Here is a 17209-nt window from a genome sequence, read left to right as displayed (position 1 = left end):
TAAAGAAACAGGAAGCCTAAACTTCCTGTTTCAATTTAGAGTTCAATTATATTATACAATTTTATATTTGCTATTTAATCTCCCATTTATAATGAAGAATACTATTCAATTTAACTAACCAAGAACGATATTGGCAAATACATATAACTAGATAATAGCTTTGAACTCTTATTTGTTTTGTAACTAACTAAGTGAAAGAACGTATAATTTAGATTGCTAAGATATAACACATAATATGAATTTGCATTGATGGATATCAATTTGGAAAAATAATTTATACTGGTACTATATCATAAACAATATTTAATAAAAACAATCCTATAAAAAATAATAGCATGTAAATAACCTGAACAAATTTTATGTTAATAAGTTCTAAACTTGGTATGGTTCTATTGGGAAATATAAATAGTGCCAACCCAATAAAAAGAGAAACCCATCCAATTAAAGTGACAATAATTTTCCAGTTAAGTTCCCACACATTATGAAATAAAATATTGACCAATCCAACAATTATAGCAATAAAGGCGGTAAGTATTAAGAATTTTTCGTCATTTAAATCTGTAAAGATCTGTTTGATCCGTTTGGGGTTAAAGCTCAGTATTAAAAAGAATATGATGAGATACCATCCCCAAAATTTTGCTAAAAAAATAGAATTATCCATAGTTATTTATTTATTTTTTTCGTGTAATACAAAAAATGGTATTTCCAAATGATAACTTAAGTCTTCAACATTAGAATGAAATAATATTTGTTGAAAATAATTTAAGTTTTTGGCCACCATAAAAATCATGTTAATATCTCTACTATCAATAAAGCATTGTATTCCTTCTTCTATCTTATTATTTGTTAAAAAATGGAAACTATGTTCGTACTTTGCAAAATAGGCCTCCAGTATGTTTTTATTTATTTGCTGTTCTTTATTTAATTCTGCTTTCTTTTTGTTAACATGAACAATACGTAAGGATGCTTTATACCTTTTTAAAATTTTTGCTATAAATTCTAATATTTCTGGATCACAACCAGATAAAAAATCTGTTGGTAAGGCTATTTCGTTAATCTTTTTAAAATCGGCGTTTTCTGGAACAGCCAAAAGCGTACACTTAATTTTTTTTATAACATCATTGGTATTGGTACCTATAAGATACTGACTTAATCCTGAAGCCCCTTTGGTTCCCATAACAATGCAATCTATATCCTTATCATCCACAAAATTCTTGATAGATTCTATAAAAAAATTATAATCGGTATGTGTATGGAATTTGTGATTTTTATGTTCAGGAAATGTTTTAGAGATCTGCTTTAAAATTTTTCGCAGTCTTACTTTAGCGGGTTTTGTATAGACTTCTTCAATCACATTCTCTGTTGCGGTATAAGGAATATCTCCTGCAACCATATAACTTAATCTATCAACATGAAGCAAATGAAAGTGACATGTTGATGTTTCAAAAAAACGGATAGCATATTTAATAGCATTCCATGAGTTTTCTGAAAAATCTGTTGGTAATAATATATTTTTCATAGAATTAAACCTTTAATAACTTAAAATTAGATTTATGTTATTGGTTATGAAATGATATTACTCATTTTGAAGTGTTTTAAGGCCATCCGTTATTTCAAAAAATTGGAGGAAGTTAAAGGTGGATTGTTTATTTAATTTTTCTTAATTTTTCTAGATCCACCACTTTAAAATTTTTACCATCGGCCTCAACAATACCCTCATTTTTTAAGATTGTAAGCGCTCTGACAAAAGTTTCTGAGGCAATTCCGGCAACACTAGCCAAATCACTTCTTGAAATTTTAATAGGATCCCCTGGTTTATGATTAATCTTTTCGGCAAATTTTAAAATGGTTGTAGCCGTTTTTTTATTGACTGAACTATAGGCCATTTCTAAAAGCTGATCTTTTAAAGTAGACAGATTATCAGCTAATAATTCAATGAGTTCTAAAACAACTTTATGATTATTATCAAGAATATTCATGAATTCTATTATTGAAATACCATATAACTTGGTAGCTTGAATAGCTACTGCTGTTTCCTTATGTGGTGCATTGTGGGTAAATGAGGTATAACCAAACAAATCATCTTCCTTAAACAGGGCTGTAACCAATTCTTTACCCTGCTCATCTATCTGATAGCATTTTACTGCCCCTTTTTTTATAAGATAAATATAATTAGTATGATCTCCCTCTCTATAAATGATATCGTCTTTATTAAATTCAAAAAGGACGCCATTATCCTCAAAATAGTTCTTTAAATCATTCATTGTTTTTATCTCATCCTCAATTACTTCAGGAATAACAGGGCTACTTTTTGTTTCTGTGTTTTGTGTTTTATAGGATCTTTCTATTCGTCTTTCCACAACACTTATAAGGTCTTCATCTGTAAAGGGTTTGGTAATATAATCATCAGCTCCTAAATTCATGCCCTTCCTAATATCTTGAGTTTCACTCTTTACAGATAAAAAAATAAAAGGTATATTTTTACTGGATTTCTTTTTAGAAAGTGCCTCAAAAACGCCATATCCATCAAGTTCAGGCATCATAATATCGCAAATAATAAGGTCTGGCTGATGCTTTTCGGCCAGGGCCACTCCTTTTACACCATTTGAAGCAGTAATTACCTTGTATTTAGACAACTCTAAAATTTCCGCTGTATTCTCTCTTAAAGCAAGGTCATCTTCAATAACTAAAACTGTTTTCATTGTTTTGCAGTATTTGGTATAGATACTATAAACGTTGTACCTATATGCTCTTCACTTTCAAAACTTATAATACCATCTAAATTTTCTAGATGATTTTTTACAATATTCAAGCCAATACCCGTTCCTTCTGTATTAATAACATTTTCAGATCTAAAATAGCGCTCAAAAACATTTTTTTGATCTTTTAACGGGATGCCAATGCCATTATCAATAATTTTAATAGTTGTTAGATCCTCATTTTGTTGTATATCGATGTGAATAGTTGAATTCTCTGGAGAGTATTTAATAGCGTTATGTATTAAATGCGTTAATATTAATTCAATGACCTGTTCATCTTGATATAATGATAAGTCTGTAATATTTTCTCTATATTTAATTTGCTGCCCTTCTTTTAAAAGTAATTTGGCATCAAAAATAACGTCATTAACTATATCACTGATTTTAAATTCACTAAACTGATAACTTAAATTGCCTGTTTCAAATTTTTCTATGGATAAAAAGCTATTTAAAACATTGTTTAATAAATGAACTTTATCTGTTATGGTTTTTATATGCTTATCTCTATTGGGTTGCTGCTCCGTTAATTGGTATTTACTTAACAACAGACTAGAGGTTAAAATAGCACTTAAAGGTGTTTTAAATTCGTGTGACAATAAGGACAAGAATTTTGTTTTTAATTCATTGATCTCAATCTCTTTTCTAAGTGCTTCTTTAAGTTGTTTGGTGCGTTCAGAAACTATATTTTCTAATTTATTAGTATAATTTTTACGTTCTGTTATATCTAAAATAATGGCAACAAAAACTTCTTGTTCTCCTAATTTTGAGAGTTGCAGATGCGTCTCCACAGGATAGGTAGTACCATCTTTTCTATAATGAACAGATTCTACTTCTAATTTTTGTACGTTTTTTTTAAGTAAAATATCAACAAGCCCCCTAAACTCAGCTTCATTCTTATATGGTAATATATCTAATGGCGTCATTTTAACTAGCTCATCCATGGAATATCCAAGATTTTTTTGAGCACCATAATTAACCTTTATAAACTTTAATGTTTTGGCATCAAAAACATGAATTTCATTTAAAGAATCATCAAAAATTGTTGATAAATGCCGGAGTTCTTCTTCTTCTCTTTTTTTGTCTGTGATATCTTCATGTATCCCTATAAAATTTGTTACTAATCCTTCTGAATCAGTGATAGGTATAAGATACAACTCATTCCAAAATAAAGTACCGTCTTTTTTATAATTGCGCAAATGAATACGACAACTCTCCCCTTTTTTAATAGCTGATTTTAATATTTTAAGAGATTCTTGATCCTTATCTGTTCCATACAAGAACCTACCGTTACGATTAAGTACTTCATCAGATTTATAGCCTGTTATGTTTTGAAATGCCGTGTTAACGTAAATAACAGGGTTATCATGCTGCAAAGCATCTGTTATAATGATTCCGCTATTCGCAGATTCTAAGGCTCTGCTTTTTATCATTAAATTCTTTTCTATTTCCAACTGATGAGAAATATCTTTGATTAGGGCCATCACATATGGCTTGTCAAAAACAGTAAATGGAACCAATTCAAGATCTAATTCAAGAATATTGCCGTTTTTGTGTAAACCGTAAATATTTTTGGATTCGCTCATCTTTCTTCTAGTACCATTTTTCATAAATTCTTGAAAATGGATAGAATGACTTTCGTGATAATTAGAGGGAAGTAGAATATCTAAGTTTTTGCCAACTAATACTTCTTTTGAATACCCAAAGATATCCTCAGCAGCAGTGTTTATTTCAACAATTTTTTGATGATTGTCTACAACCACCACAGCTTCAGAAATCGCTTCTAGAAGAAGACTAGATATTTGATCATTTTGCCTAAACATTACCTTCTTTGTTTTAACTAAGGATTAATAATGTTATTATTGGCTGGTCGTTTAAATTTACGAAAAAAATTACAAAAAGCACAATTTTTCAGTCAGATTGATATTTATCATAACATCTTAATCAACAAGAAATTAAATTTGTTATTATTTGAATCGAGTTATGAGTCCTAAAAAGAAAATGACGCTTAAATTTTATCAAAACCTTGGTAAACTTTTCTATGCGATTGCTGCAGTAGATTATCATGTAAAAAAAGTTGAGTTTGATAAACTTAAAGAATTAGTACAAAAAAATTGGTTGGAACTGGATCCCATTGAAGATGTATATAGGACAGATGCTGCCTATCAAATTGAAATTGTTTTTGATTGGTTATATAATCAAGAAAACTTAAATACAAAAGCGTGTTTTGATGACTTTGTGACTTATAAAAATGAACAAAAACATTTGTTTACAAAGCCAGTTAAACAATTAATACTAAAAACAGCTGGTGCCATTGCTGCTGCCTTTTCAGGTATCAACAAATCAGAGTTGATTTTTCTTGCTAAATTAGATCAGGAATTAAAAAATATATAATGATGACCTATTATTTTAACACCATTGTTTCAGGAAAATTTGAAGCAGTTATAGAAAACGTTACCGAATTATTAAAAAAGGAAGGTTTTGGCATACTCACACAAATTGATATCCAGCAGACTTTAAAAAATAAATTGGATGTCGATTTTAAAAAGTATAAAATACTAGGGGCTTGTAATCCGCCTTTTGCATATGAAGCACTGCAGCAGGAAGATAAAATTGGTACCATGCTTCCATGCAACATTATTGTTCAAGAACTGGAACCTAACAAAATAGAAGTGGCAGCGATCAACCCCATGGTATCCATGCAATCTGTAAAGAATGAAAAACTTGAAAATATAGCTCAACAAGTAAGTAGTAAATTAGAAAACCTTATAAGTAACCTTAAAAATGAAAAGTAGTTTTAATAACATAATAAATGAAAATCTACCCGTATTAGTAGATTTTCATGCAGATTGGTGCGGCCCCTGTAAAATGCTGGCTCCTATTTTAAAAGAGGTCAAGCATGAGTTAAAAGATACTATAAAAATTGTAAAAATTGATGTTGACAAAAACCAAGTCATAGCAAGCAAGTATCAGGTTAGAGGGGTCCCCACTATGATTCTTTTTAAAAATGGAAATCAATTATGGCGACAATCTGGAGTTGTTCAAAAAAATGATATTTTAAATACCATAAAACAGTACCTCTAAAATCAAACTGTAATGATGAATATCATTTTGAAATCTTAGAAAACCTTATACTTTTAAACAACAATTTAAAAGTATAAAGTGATGAAAAAAGTAGTTATTCTATTGATGGTTTTATTTTTAATCCCTGTTTTTGTAGGCGCGCAAACTATTGAAAACTTGGAATTCATTTCTCCTTTTAATGATGGTCTTTCTGCCATAAAAAAAGATAATCAGTGGGCGTTTATTAATCAAGAAGGTGCTATTGTTATAAACTTTAGAAATGACTTAGTGCCTACCAAATTTAATGATGGTAATTATCCGGTCTTTTTTAATAACCGGTGTTTAATAATGAAAGAAATTAATGAGATTTCTTATTTTGGATACATTGATACTTCAGGAAAAACCATTATAGACACCCAATTTTTAAATGCTCAAAATTTTCAAAACAACGAAGCTATTGTTTTAAAATTGACTGAAGAATTCATTGGAAAAAACGACGTTTTAGGCAAAAATATAGTTCAATACAAATATTATGAAGTAACCATAGATACTGATGGCAATATTAACCAATATTTAACCCCAAAAGGTTTTAATACAGTTCTAGACAAAAAGTATTTAAAAACTCCGCCTGAAATTACTTCAAGAAAAATTTCAGATAATTTATATGCTATTTATGGTGAAAATAAGAACTGGACCATTATAAAAAAAATTAATGTCAATCAGTTATAAATGAAAGCAAATCTGAATTTGGGAAGTGTTTTTGGAATTAAAATAAAAGTCCACTGGACTTTTATTTTTTTAATAATATGGATTATTTTTAGTGAATTGAAGCGCGGCGGAAATAAAGTTAGTATTTTATTTAATATAGCCTTAGTTCTAGCCGTTTTTGTATGTGTTATATTGCATGAATTGGGACATGCCTTAACTGCAAAATATTTTGGAATTGAAACTAAGCAAATAACCTTGTTACCGGTTGGAGGTATGGCTAGTCTAGAAAGAATACCTGAATCGCCCAAACAGGAACTATTAGTAACATTAGCTGGTCCTTTAGTTAACATTATAATTGCAGTACTACTTTATTTTATTATTCCTGTCCAGGAATTAATGCAATTAAATTTTACAGAAACGCTTGAAACTTTAAGCAGTTTTACGCTCCTTAATTTCTTATTCTATCTCTACATAGTAAACATAGCGCTTGTGGTCTTTAATGCAATTCCTGCCTTCCCTATGGATGGCGGACGTATTTTAAGAGCATTATTGGCTATTAAAATAAACCGGGTTAAAGCCACACAAATCGCATCAACAATTGGTCAGATCATTGCCGTTTTATTTTTACTGATCGGTTTATTATATAATCCTATTCTAATATTCATAGCACTGGTTATTTTTTTAGGTGCCTATGGTGAAAACCAGATGGTTCAGCATATGGCCATTCTTAAAGGACATACAGTTAAAGAATCTGTAATCACAAATATTACCACATTCAGTCCGAAAGATCCCTTAAAAGAGGTCATCAAAGTAATTATTTCAGGAACTGAAAATAATTTTATAATTCTTGAAAATGATGCTATTAAAGGGCTCTTATACTATCAAGACATTATTGAAAACGCAAAAAATGAAAACACCTTGGTTAAAGATATTATGAACACCTCTTTTAAGACAGTAAAAGGCGAGGACGACCTAAATAAAGTATACCAATTAATACACAGCCAGAAAAACTCCTTTTTCCCTGTTTTAGAAAATGGCAAACTAGTTGGTGCGATAGATTCGGTCAATCTCAATGAATTCATATTATTTCAACCTAAACTTGTTTTTTAATTATTTTTTGATGCGACGATCTTATTTTTTATTATTTATTTTAATGATAGTATCCTGTTCCAAAAAACAGGATAAAATACTACCCGAAGCTAAAAATCTTGTGGAATCTGTATATTCTTCTGTGACCATTCAACCGGATGGTTTATATGAAGTTTTTGCCATTGTATCAGGTATTTTAGATAAAAATTTGAAAACAGAAGGCGATCTAATTTCTATAAATGAACCACTCATCAAAATAATAAATAACGCTCCAATTCTCAATACACAAAATGCCAAATTAGCTTTAGAATTAGCTGAAAACAACTATTCTGGAAGCGCTGCCATTTTAGAAGGAATACAAAATGAAATTAATACAGCTATTTTAAAATATAAAAATGATTCCATTAATTTTTTCAGACAACAAAATCTTTGGAACCAACAAATAGGATCAAAAACCGATTATGATACTAAAAAACTTAATTATCAACTGTCTTTCAATAACCTCAGTCTTTTACAAAACAAGTACAATAACACCAAGAATGCATTAGAAACAGCTCTTAAACAAGCCCAAAATAATTATCAAACTTCCTTAATTAACACGAAAGATTTTACAATAACCAGCAAAGTTAATGGTAAAGTATATGCCTTATATAAAGAACCGGGTGAAATAGTAACCATTCAAGAACCCTTAGCATCCATAGGTAGTTCCACAAGTTTTATCATTGAATTGTTGGTTGACGAAGTAGATATTGTAAGAATATCTAAAAACCAAGAGGTCATTATCACACTTGAAGCCTATAACGGTGAGGTTTTCACCGGAAACATTTCAAAAATTTATCCAAAAAAAGATGAACGCAATCAAACCTTTAAAGTGGAAGCTGTATTTGATAATCCTCCAAAAGTATTATATCCAGGCCTTTCTGGAGAAGCCAATATTATTATTGCTAAAAAAGATCATGTTCTAACCATTCCAAAAGAGTATTTAATGGAAGGTAATAAAGTTAAAACTGATGATGGTATTATTGGTATTTCAACGGGATTGCAAAATATGGAATACGTAGAAGTGCTTTCTGGAATCACAAAAAACACCTATATATACAAAGCTAAAAATGACTAACTGGCCAGTTATATTAAGTATTGCCAAAACGCATTTGCTTTCAAAAATTAAGCAAACAGCCACGGCCGCACTAGGTGTTACCTTTGGTATTGGCTCCTACATTACGCTTGTATGCTTTATGACAGGATTAAACACCATGCTTGACGATTTAATCCTTAATCAAACACCTCATATTCATATTTACAATGAGATTGAGCCCTCAAAAAATCAACCCGTCAATTTATTAGCAAATTTAAAGAACAACTTTAGTGTTATTCATTCTGTTAAACCTAAACTGAGTCAGAAAAAAATTCATAATGCCTTACCAATTATTAACTATTTAAATAAGGATATTCATGTTAGAGGGGCTATTCCAGAAGTAAAAACCCAAATATTTTATATTGCAGGATCTATAGAACTAGCTGGCAATTTAACAGGGATTAATGTGATGGATGAAGCCAGATTATTTAATCTTAAAAATTATATAGTAGAAGGCACTCCTGAAGATTTAGATACTAATGATAATGGCATATTATTGGGGGCCGGTATTGCAAAAAAGATGTCTTTATCCCTTGGAGACCGTATTCAAATAAGCACTATCAAAGGGGATGTTTTTCCTTTAAAAATTGTTGCTATTTTTCAAAGTGGCATTGCTGATATTGATGCCATGCAAAGTTTTGCCAATTTAAAAACGGTACAACGTATTTTAGGTGAGGCAGAAAATTATATAACAGACATCAATGTGAAGTTGTATGACATAGAATTGGCTCCATCCTTCTCAAAAAAAATAGAACAACAATTTCATCTTACAGCAATAGATATTAAAACAGCGAATGCCCAATTTGAAACAGGTACTACGGTTAGAAACCTCATTACTTATGCGGTTTCCATAACATTACTCATAGTTGCAGGATTTGGCATTTATAACATCTTAAACATGCTTATTTATGAAAAGATGAATGATATTGCCATTTTAAAAGCGACAGGGTTTTCAGGGAAAGATGTTCAGATCATTTTTATGAGCCAGGCCATGATTATTGGTTTTGTGGGTGGTATTTTAGGATTGTTACTTGGTTATGGCTTAGTGCGATTTATTGACACCATCCCATTCAGAACAGAATCTTTACCAACAGTAAAAACATACCCGGTAAATCTGGACCCTCTGTTTTTTGTCATAGGTTTTTCCTTTGCCATATTTTCTACTTTTCTAGCAGGTTATTTTCCAGCAAAAAAAGCAAAAAAAATAGATCCTGTAAACATTATAAGAGGCCAGTAAGATGAATACTGTTTTAGAAGCAAAAAATATTAATAAATATTTCAGAAAGCCGGTGCTATACCATGTTTTAAAGGATATCAACTTTCAAATTAAAACAGGTGAATTTGCCTCTATTATGGGAAAATCGGGTTGCGGAAAATCAACCTTACTCTATATACTTTCTACTATGGATACGGATTATGAAGGAGAACTATTCTTAAATAATAAATTAGTAACAGGACAAGACAGAAATCACCTTTCCTATTTAAGAAATAAACACATCGGCTTTGTGTTTCAGTTTCATTTCTTATTATCTGAATTTACTGTTTTAGAGAACGTTATGCTTCCAGCTAAAAAATTAGCTGAAAAAACAAACAAGGAAATTGAGCATGATGCTTTTGAAAAATTAAAAATGCTGAACATCGACCACTTAGCATATAAACACGCTTCCAGAGTATCAGGAGGCGAAAAACAGCGCATTGCGATTGCAAGAGCGCTTATAAATAATCCTTCCATCATTATGGGCGATGAACCCACTGGTAATTTAGATAGTTATAATTCAGAAAACGTTTTTAATATTTTCAAACAATTGAGTGCCGAACAAAATTTATCATTGTTAGTAGTCACTCATAATGAGGATTTTGCCAAAAGAACTGACAGGATTATAACTATGGAAGATGGGACTATTCAAGTTTAATTCGAAATAAACAGTAATAATATTTAATTCCTGATAGAGTTGATTTTAGTCATTTAAAATACTCTTTTTTAAATCTATCTTTAAAATTTAAACCCCTAAATAAATCATCACATGGCGTTTATAGATTACTATAAAATTTTAGGTGTTCCAAAAACTGCAACTGAAGCTGATATAAAAAAAGCTTACAGAAAATTAGCCAGGAAATACCATCCTGACTTGAATCCTAATGATAAAACTGCCGAAAAAAAATTTAAAGAAATTAATGATGCTAATGAAGTTTTAAGCAATGCTGAAAACAGAAAAAAATACGACCAATATGGTGAACATTGGCAACATGGCGAAGAATTTGAAAAGGCCAAGCAGCAACAGCAATATCAACGAAGTACTCAGGGTTCAGCGAGAGGGTTTTCTGAGGAAGATTTTTCAGATATTTTTGGTAGTATGTTTGGGGGAAGAACTTCAGGAAGCCGTGGCAGACAAGTTAAATTTAGAGGGCAGGATTTTAATGCAGAACTGCAACTTGATCTAAAAGATGTTTATACTACTCATAAGCGCACCTTGACCGTGAATGGAAAAAATATTAGGATCACCATTCCGGCAGGTATAGAAAATGGACAGATTATTAAAATAAAAGGCCATGGTGGTCCAGGTGTAAACGGAGGTCCTAACGGTGATTTATTAATTCAATTCTCTATTGTAAACAATTCTAAATTTAAAAGAGACAAGGACAACCTGCATGTCACAGTAGATTTAGATTTGTATAAGGCCTTATTGGGGGGAGAAAAAATGATAGACACGTTTAATGGAAAGGTAAAACTTAATATTAAACCAGAAACTCAAAATGGCACAAAAGTAAAACTTAAAGGTAAGGGATTTCCCAAATACAAAAAAGAAGGGCAATTTGGAGACCTCTATATAACTTATCAAATAAAGCTACCAGAAAACCTTTCCAGTCAAGAGAAAGCACTCATAGAACAGTTACAAAAACTTCGTTGATTATGGGAACAAAAAACTTAATATCCGTACAATTAATTTGTAATCATTACAACATCCCGGTATCCTTTATTGATACTTTAAATGAATTTCAACTGGTTGATATCATTATTGAAAACAAGAATTTATTTATTCACAAATCCCAATTAAAAGAAGTTGAAAAACTGATGCGTATACATTATGATTTAGAAATTAATTTTGAAGGGCTTGATGCCATTTATAACTTACTAAATCAAGTTGAATCATTAAAGGAAGAAATAACTTTACTACAAAACAAATTAAGGTTCTATGAAGATTTATAAATAATTAAAACCCTGTGATTTCATTCTTCTTTTTGATTACTTCGTCTTTCTATAGTTATTATCATTATAAACTGATAACCTTCTACCAATAACTTATGGGTGTTTAAGGTAATATTCCCTGATGTCATCCTCAAAACAATAATAAAATTTTGTTCAATTTAATTGATATTCGTCAACTTCCAGAATTCCTTTTAATTAACCCTATTAATAAAACTATTACCTAAGGATTATTTTATAATATACTACTTCATCATTAAAAAATAACAATCCACCAAAAAATAATTTTGCATTGATGGAAATCATTTTGAAGCCTTATCAATAGGGTTACTTTTAACCTAATATTAATTTTAAATACTAAGTACTATGAAAAAAATAATTTTATTAGGAGCAATGGTGGTTTTAGGAACTTCTGCCCTATTTGCACAAGATCAAATAAAAGACCAAGATCAAGACAGAGATCAAGATCGCGTTATGCTGGTTGATGGGGATGTTTTACATATTAGAGATCGTGACCAAATCAGGTTAAAAGATCAAATAGTATTAGATGACGGAACAGTTGTATATCCTGATGGTACTTATATGACTAAAGATCGAGACAGATTGCGTTTAAAAGATGGTGAATGTTTAGATAATGATGGTATTAAATATCGTAATGAATACCAATATCGTTACAAAGTTCAAAAAGAAAATAAGGGATTAAATGAAAGCCAAGTTGCCGAACGTAACCAAAATAGATACCAAATAATGGCTATGGATGGTGAACTATTTCAAATAAGAAATCAATCTCAAGAACAAGTTCGCCAACAACTAAAACTTAACAATGGAACCGTTGTTAATCCTGACGGAAGCTATCAAACACAAGAGCGTGCTCAATTACGTCTTAAAGAAGGTGAATGTTTGAACATGGATGGAGAAATGTATAAAAACATGTTTCAACACAGAAAAATGATCAATGAAAAAGTTTTGAATAAAAATAAAATTCAAAATAAATCACAGATCCAGAATAAAACACAGGTCAAAAAAACAAAAAAGGGAATTTCTTAATTCAACAGGAAAAAGGGGTTTTTAAATAAACCCCTTTTTAAACATTCAAAACTGCTTATTATGAAACTGCAAATACTCAAATTTAGTCTTCTCTTTTTAATTGTTTTCAGTGTTAATCCAATATTTGCACAAGACAAGTCAGAGACTACCAGAAGCTCTAAAAATAGTGAGGCCTCTTACTTTTCAATAAATTTAAGCTTTATAAGCGATGCCGTTTATTTAGGACGAAAAGATTCCATAACAGCACCCTACTTGAACCCATCCATCATGTATCATAATAAATCAGGATTTTATGCCATAGGCTCCTTTTCATACCTCACAAAATCTGATCAAAGTAGGATTGATTTGTTTTTAGGAACTATAGGATACGATTTTACATCTAAAAATTTAAGTGGTGATTTTTCAATCACAAAATACTTTTTTAATACAGATAGTTATAATGTTATTTCAGAAGTTGACGCCGGCATTACAGCTAGCTTGAAATATGATTTTAATCCGATATATTTATCTGCTTCTTCAACTTATTTTATTGATACAAGCAGTAATTCAGATCTCTTTTTATCTGCAGAAATAGGTCATGATTTTGTGACTTCAACTAAAGATTTTCAAATTTCCCCAAGCATAGGCGTATATTTTGGATCCCAAAATTTTTACGAAGAGTACTACATCAATAATCGTTTTGGTAGTGACAGAACAGGTTCTGGTTCTGGTTCTGGTTCTGGAAGCGGCCAAGGAACTGGCGGAACAATACCAACAACTACTACCACCACGGTAGTAATGCAAGAAAGTGAAAAATTTGATTTAATGGCCATAGAATTTAGTTTACCTATCTGGTATATAAATAAACCTTTTATAATCTCATTTTTACCGGTTTTAGTGATCCCACAAAACCCTGCAACTTTAACGGTTGATTCCGTAATTTACGAAGAAGATTTAGAAACCACCTTTTATTGGATGGCTGGAATAAGTTATAGATTTTAAAAATTGGATTACTGATCAATCTCATTTTAATTGAGCCTTACTACTTGTATTTTTATATAAATCAAAAAATGGTATGCTCACTTTTAAAAACTACAATATTGCCGATTGGTTTTCTTTTTACAGAATATTTGCTGCCCCCTTTTTATTAGTTTTAATTTGGTTTGACCTCAGACTTATTTTTACATGGTTTTTATTAATAAGCTATTGTACAGATGCTATAGATGGTTATTTAGCCAGAAGGTTAAAAATAACAAGTGCCAGAGGCTCTCAGCTCGACTCTTTTGGTGACCAGATAACACTTATAATCGGGTTAATTGGTTTGTTTTATTTTCAAACTCAATTTATAAAAACCAATTTAACTTTAATAGGTATTGCATTTATACCTTACATCGTCCAAATGCTTATTGCTTATTTTAAGTATGGCAAAGCAACATCCTTTCATACCTATTTTGCAAAATTATCGGCCATTATTCAAAGTGTGTTTATTTTATGGTCGTTATTTTTTACACCAGAATATACGCTGTTTTATATAATGATCATTATAGGCTTATTGGAAACCTTTGAAGAAATAATACTGATTTTTATGTATGACCATTGGGCTTCTGATATCAAAGGAATTTATTGGGCTTTAAGAGACAAACGCAGGTTGAAAAAGAAAATAAATTAACGCAATTATATTGCTATGCGCAGCTTTTCCCTATTTACTATTTTACTTTTGTGCTTAGCTATATTATTGGTAGATGTTATGGCCTTTTACTGGTTACGATCTATTACTACACTTATTTCTTCTCCTTTTTTAAAAACTACAATACATGTTCTATTCTGGATTTTTACTATTGGTTTAATAGTTGCCATTATTGTTCTAAAAACCACATTGGATGACATTAATCCAAGGAGAAAACACAAACTTATCTCGTCATTATATGGGCTTACAGTATCGTCATTTATACCAAAAATAATATTTGTGATCATCATCTCTATATTATATTATACAAGAACAATGATTCCCGAAAAAGCATCCCTTTTAATAATTCCAATTATTGGGTTGTTTTCAGGGTTTCTACCTTTTTCAATTATTGTTTATGCCATTTTTAAAGCCGTGTATCACTTTAAAATTCATCAGCATAAAATAAGTTTTAATAATTTACCCAAATCCTTTGAAGGTTTAAAAATAGTTCAAATATCAGATTTACATATAGGCGGTTTTAACTACCGTTTTAACATTCTGGAAAGAGCCGCAAAACTAATTAATGAATTAGAACCAGACCTTATTTTCTTTACAGGAGATCTGGTTAACAATTACGCCTGGGAACTCATCGGTTGGGAAAATGTATTAAACAAATTAGTAGCTAAAAAAGGTAAATATGCCGTATTAGGAAATCATGATTACGGCGATTACAGCCAATGGAATTCCGATAAGGAAAAAGAAGATAATTTTAATAAAATAAAACAGTTTTACAAAAAGATAAACTTTGAGTTATTACTAAATCAATCTGATATCATTGAGGTAAACCATGAGAAAATAGCCATATTAGGTGTGGAAAATTGGGGGACGCCACCTTTTAAAAAATATGGAGATTTAGAAAGCTCTTTAAATAAGGTACAGCACATTCCATTTAAAATATTACTCTCTCATGACCCCACGCATTGGAATGAAGAAGTAGTTAATAAGACTGATATTGCACTGACATTATCAGGACACACACACGGCATGCAATTAGGATTTAATTATAAAGATTTGAAATGGAGTCCCATTAAATACAAATACCAGCACTGGGCAGGTTTATATGAGCATAACAAACAATATTTATATGTGAATCGTGGTTTGGGTTGGTTAGGTTTTCCCGGAAGAATAGGCATGCGCCCGGAAATATCATGTTTTAAACTTATAAAAACCCGATAAGGATTCTTTCACTAAAAGAAAATGCTATAATAAATAACCAAAGTTTGATTCCATATCTCGATTTATAATTTCAACATCAACTAATTAAAAGAATTGACAAAAATCATTTTAAAATAATTTTATTTCCAATACTTTTTAGCATCTCTTTATTATTAGAATGAAAACAATTAAATTCCATAGCAACAATTCTAAAGAAAAAGAATTTACGCATGAAGTAAGAAAACGGGTGCGCACTTATTTTAAGTCTCATCATATTTCAAAGACTGGTAACCTGAACTTATATCTAAAAACAGTGGTCATGTTAGCCGCTTATTTTGTGCCCTTTATTGTAATACTTACATATCCTATTTCAACATTAACAGCTCTGTTCATGGCCATTCTTATGGGGGTTGGCGAAGCCGGCATAGGGATGTCTGTCATGCATGATGGTGCCCATGGATCTTATTCCTCAAAAAAATGGGTCAATAAAATTATGGCGTCTACCATGTTTTTATTGGGAAGTAATAATTTTAACTGGAGGGTGCAACACAATATTAAGCATCACAGCTACACGAACATTTATAATTATGATCTAGACATTTCTAACGCGAGTATTATTCGTTTATGTGAGCATGCTCCTATTAAAAAGTACCACCGTTATCAGCATTTATATGCCTTTCCGCTGTATGGTCTTATGACCTTTGCCCGCTTATTTGGTGAAATCTCGGTACTATTAAACCTTAATAAAACAGGTGTTACAAAACAATTAAATATAAATCCAACCTTGGAATTAATTAAACTTATTTCTATAAAAATTATTTACCTCGCTATTATCATTGGGTTGCCCTTATTTTTAACCAGTTTTTCATTCTGGCAAATACTTATTGGTTTCATTACATTACATGTAACTGCGGGTATGATCATGACTACAGTATTCCAAATGGCTCATGTAGTTGAAGGTACCCACCAGCCGCTTCCTATTAAAAAGAACCTGATACCCCATGAGTGGATGATTCATGAGTTAAGGACTACTTCAGATTTTGGCAGAAAAAACGGATTATTTAGTTGGTATATAGGCGGTCTTGATTTTCAGATTGAGCACCATTTATTTCAAAATATATCTCACATACATTATCCTAAAATTGCTCCTATAGTAAAAGAAACCGCTGAAGAATTTGGTTTTATATATAATTTAAAACCAACCATGTTTCACGCATTAGGTTCTCACTTCAGACGTCTGAAAGAATTAGGTCTAAAAAAATAAAATTTCTTCAATAAAATCTATTTAGCTATTACTTAATAATTCATCTCTTCCCTATTTAAATATAAGATTGATCTCCTAT

19 protein-coding genes are annotated in these 17209 nt (G+C 30.7%); 15 read left to right on the top strand and 4 right to left on the bottom strand.

From position 1 onward, the window contains the following. Nucleotides 1-274: 274 nt before the first annotated feature. The 4 genes from V8G56_RS10165 to V8G56_RS10150 form a co-directional block, all read right to left on the bottom strand. The gene (locus V8G56_RS10165) at nt 275-661 is read right to left on the bottom strand and encodes a hypothetical protein (RefSeq protein WP_331630292.1); all 387 of its coding nucleotides are present in this window, start codon (nt 659-661) and stop codon (nt 275-277) included. Nucleotides 662-667: 6 nt separating this feature from the next. Next, a complete protein-coding gene (locus tag V8G56_RS10160) occupies nt 668-1519 on the bottom strand; it encodes a universal stress protein (protein ID WP_395438339.1) in 852 nt (283 codons plus the stop codon). Between the two features lie 127 nt (nt 1520-1646). Then, nucleotides 1647-2702, bottom strand: a complete 1056-nt coding sequence (locus tag V8G56_RS10155) for a response regulator (RefSeq protein WP_395438338.1) — start codon at nt 2700-2702, stop codon at nt 1647-1649. After that, complete coding sequence (locus V8G56_RS10150) at nt 2699-4579, bottom strand: PAS domain-containing sensor histidine kinase (RefSeq protein ID WP_395438337.1); 1881 nt, start codon at nt 4577-4579, stop codon at nt 2699-2701. The genes V8G56_RS10155 and V8G56_RS10150 overlap by 4 nt, the downstream gene beginning before the upstream one ends. Nucleotides 4580-4757: 178 nt before the next feature. On the opposite strand from V8G56_RS10150, the gene V8G56_RS10145 reads away from it, so the two are divergent. The 15 genes from V8G56_RS10145 to V8G56_RS10075 all read left to right on the top strand — a co-directional run bounded on the left by V8G56_RS10145 (nt 4758) and on the right by V8G56_RS10075 (nt 17130). After that, nucleotides 4758-5150, top strand: a complete 393-nt coding sequence (locus V8G56_RS10145; protein ID WP_395438336.1) for a hypothetical protein — start codon at nt 4758-4760, stop codon at nt 5148-5150. Nucleotides 5151-5152: 2 nt separating this feature from the next. Next, nucleotides 5153-5551: a DUF302 domain-containing protein gene (locus V8G56_RS10140; protein WP_395438646.1), complete on the top strand. Its 399-nt coding sequence runs from the start codon at nt 5153-5155 to the stop codon at nt 5549-5551. Continuing rightward, nucleotides 5541-5840: a thioredoxin gene (gene trxA, locus V8G56_RS10135; protein WP_395438335.1), complete on the top strand. Its 300-nt coding sequence runs from the start codon at nt 5541-5543 to the stop codon at nt 5838-5840. The genes V8G56_RS10140 and trxA overlap by 11 nt, the downstream gene beginning before the upstream one ends. Nucleotides 5841-5921: 81 nt before the next feature. Beyond that, nucleotides 5922-6548: a WG repeat-containing protein gene (locus tag V8G56_RS10130; protein ID WP_395438334.1), complete on the top strand. Its 627-nt coding sequence runs from the start codon at nt 5922-5924 to the stop codon at nt 6546-6548. Next, nucleotides 6549-7637 carry a site-2 protease family protein gene (locus V8G56_RS10125; RefSeq protein ID WP_395438333.1) on the top strand — a complete coding sequence of 363 codons (1089 nt, stop codon included), beginning with the start codon at nt 6549-6551 and terminating at the stop codon, nt 7635-7637. A gap of 43 nt (nt 7638-7680) precedes the next feature. Further along, entirely contained in the window at nt 7681-8733 is a 1053-nt protein-coding gene (locus V8G56_RS10120) for an efflux RND transporter periplasmic adaptor subunit (protein ID WP_395438332.1), read from the top strand. Further along, a complete protein-coding gene (locus V8G56_RS10115) occupies nt 8726-9988 on the top strand; it encodes an ABC transporter permease (protein WP_395438331.1) in 1263 nt (420 codons plus the stop codon). Before V8G56_RS10120 ends, V8G56_RS10115 begins: the two co-directional genes overlap by 8 nt. Nucleotide 9989: 1 nt before the next feature. Then, nucleotides 9990-10664: an ABC transporter ATP-binding protein gene (locus V8G56_RS10110; protein WP_395438330.1), complete on the top strand. Its 675-nt coding sequence runs from the start codon at nt 9990-9992 to the stop codon at nt 10662-10664. 111 nt (nt 10665-10775) lie between these two features. After that, the gene (locus tag V8G56_RS10105) at nt 10776-11660 is read left to right on the top strand and encodes a DnaJ C-terminal domain-containing protein (RefSeq protein WP_395438329.1); all 885 of its coding nucleotides are present in this window, start codon (nt 10776-10778) and stop codon (nt 11658-11660) included. 2 nt (nt 11661-11662) lie between these two features. Then, nucleotides 11663-11959 (top strand): chaperone modulator CbpM, encoded by a 297-nt coding sequence (locus V8G56_RS10100; RefSeq protein ID WP_395438328.1) that lies wholly within the window; start codon nt 11663-11665, stop codon nt 11957-11959. A gap of 363 nt (nt 11960-12322) precedes the next feature. Further along, on the top strand, nt 12323-13003 hold the full coding sequence (locus V8G56_RS10095) for a DUF6799 domain-containing protein (RefSeq protein ID WP_395438327.1): 681 nt from the start codon (nt 12323-12325) through the stop codon (nt 13001-13003). 60 nt (nt 13004-13063) lie between these two features. Then, the gene (locus V8G56_RS10090) at nt 13064-13984 is read left to right on the top strand and encodes a hypothetical protein (protein WP_395438326.1); all 921 of its coding nucleotides are present in this window, start codon (nt 13064-13066) and stop codon (nt 13982-13984) included. A 73-nt stretch (nt 13985-14057) separates the two neighbouring features. Further along, the gene (locus V8G56_RS10085; RefSeq protein ID WP_395438325.1) at nt 14058-14651 is read left to right on the top strand and encodes a CDP-alcohol phosphatidyltransferase family protein; all 594 of its coding nucleotides are present in this window, start codon (nt 14058-14060) and stop codon (nt 14649-14651) included. A gap of 15 nt (nt 14652-14666) precedes the next feature. After that, complete coding sequence (locus V8G56_RS10080; protein ID WP_395438324.1) at nt 14667-15887, top strand: metallophosphoesterase; 1221 nt, start codon at nt 14667-14669, stop codon at nt 15885-15887. Nucleotides 15888-16044: 157 nt separating this feature from the next. Further along, nucleotides 16045-17130: a fatty acid desaturase family protein gene (locus V8G56_RS10075; protein WP_395438323.1), complete on the top strand. Its 1086-nt coding sequence runs from the start codon at nt 16045-16047 to the stop codon at nt 17128-17130. The last annotated feature ends 79 nt before the right edge of the window (nt 17131-17209 follow it).

This window comes from Gaetbulibacter aquiaggeris, from assembly GCF_044003965.1.
Classification (GTDB): domain Bacteria; phylum Bacteroidota; class Bacteroidia; order Flavobacteriales; family Flavobacteriaceae; genus Yeosuana; species Yeosuana aquiaggeris.
Note: the sequence above shows the minus strand (reverse complement) of the source record. Positions and strands in the feature narration are given on the sequence as shown.

Excerpts from the sequence above, each read along its gene's own strand:
- V8G56_RS10165 (WP_331630292.1), bottom strand. The coding sequence starts at position 661 with ATGGATAATTCTATTTTTTTAGCAAAATTTTGGGGATGGTATCTCATC.
- V8G56_RS10160 (WP_395438339.1), bottom strand. The coding sequence starts at position 1,519 with ATGAAAAATATATTATTACCAACAGATTTTTCAGAAAACTCATGGAAT.
- V8G56_RS10155 (WP_395438338.1), bottom strand. The coding sequence starts at position 2,702 with ATGAAAACAGTTTTAGTTATTGAAGATGACCTTGCTTTAAGAGAGAAT.
- V8G56_RS10150 (WP_395438337.1), bottom strand. The coding sequence starts at position 4,579 with ATGTTTAGGCAAAATGATCAAATATCTAGTCTTCTTCTAGAAGCGATT.
- V8G56_RS10145 (WP_395438336.1), top strand. The coding sequence starts at position 4,758 with ATGACGCTTAAATTTTATCAAAACCTTGGTAAACTTTTCTATGCGATT.
- V8G56_RS10140 (WP_395438646.1), top strand. The coding sequence starts at position 5,153 with ATGACCTATTATTTTAACACCATTGTTTCAGGAAAATTTGAAGCAGTT.
- trxA (WP_395438335.1), top strand. The coding sequence starts at position 5,541 with ATGAAAAGTAGTTTTAATAACATAATAAATGAAAATCTACCCGTATTA.
- V8G56_RS10130 (WP_395438334.1), top strand. The coding sequence starts at position 5,922 with ATGAAAAAAGTAGTTATTCTATTGATGGTTTTATTTTTAATCCCTGTT.
- V8G56_RS10125 (WP_395438333.1), top strand. The coding sequence starts at position 6,549 with ATGAAAGCAAATCTGAATTTGGGAAGTGTTTTTGGAATTAAAATAAAA.
- V8G56_RS10120 (WP_395438332.1), top strand. The coding sequence starts at position 7,681 with ATGATAGTATCCTGTTCCAAAAAACAGGATAAAATACTACCCGAAGCT.
- V8G56_RS10115 (WP_395438331.1), top strand. The coding sequence starts at position 8,726 with ATGACTAACTGGCCAGTTATATTAAGTATTGCCAAAACGCATTTGCTT.
- V8G56_RS10110 (WP_395438330.1), top strand. The coding sequence starts at position 9,990 with ATGAATACTGTTTTAGAAGCAAAAAATATTAATAAATATTTCAGAAAG.
- V8G56_RS10105 (WP_395438329.1), top strand. The coding sequence starts at position 10,776 with ATGGCGTTTATAGATTACTATAAAATTTTAGGTGTTCCAAAAACTGCA.
- V8G56_RS10100 (WP_395438328.1), top strand. The coding sequence starts at position 11,663 with ATGGGAACAAAAAACTTAATATCCGTACAATTAATTTGTAATCATTAC.
- V8G56_RS10095 (WP_395438327.1), top strand. The coding sequence starts at position 12,323 with ATGAAAAAAATAATTTTATTAGGAGCAATGGTGGTTTTAGGAACTTCT.
- V8G56_RS10090 (WP_395438326.1), top strand. The coding sequence starts at position 13,064 with ATGAAACTGCAAATACTCAAATTTAGTCTTCTCTTTTTAATTGTTTTC.
- V8G56_RS10085 (WP_395438325.1), top strand. The coding sequence starts at position 14,058 with ATGCTCACTTTTAAAAACTACAATATTGCCGATTGGTTTTCTTTTTAC.
- V8G56_RS10080 (WP_395438324.1), top strand. The coding sequence starts at position 14,667 with ATGCGCAGCTTTTCCCTATTTACTATTTTACTTTTGTGCTTAGCTATA.
- V8G56_RS10075 (WP_395438323.1), top strand. The coding sequence starts at position 16,045 with ATGAAAACAATTAAATTCCATAGCAACAATTCTAAAGAAAAAGAATTT.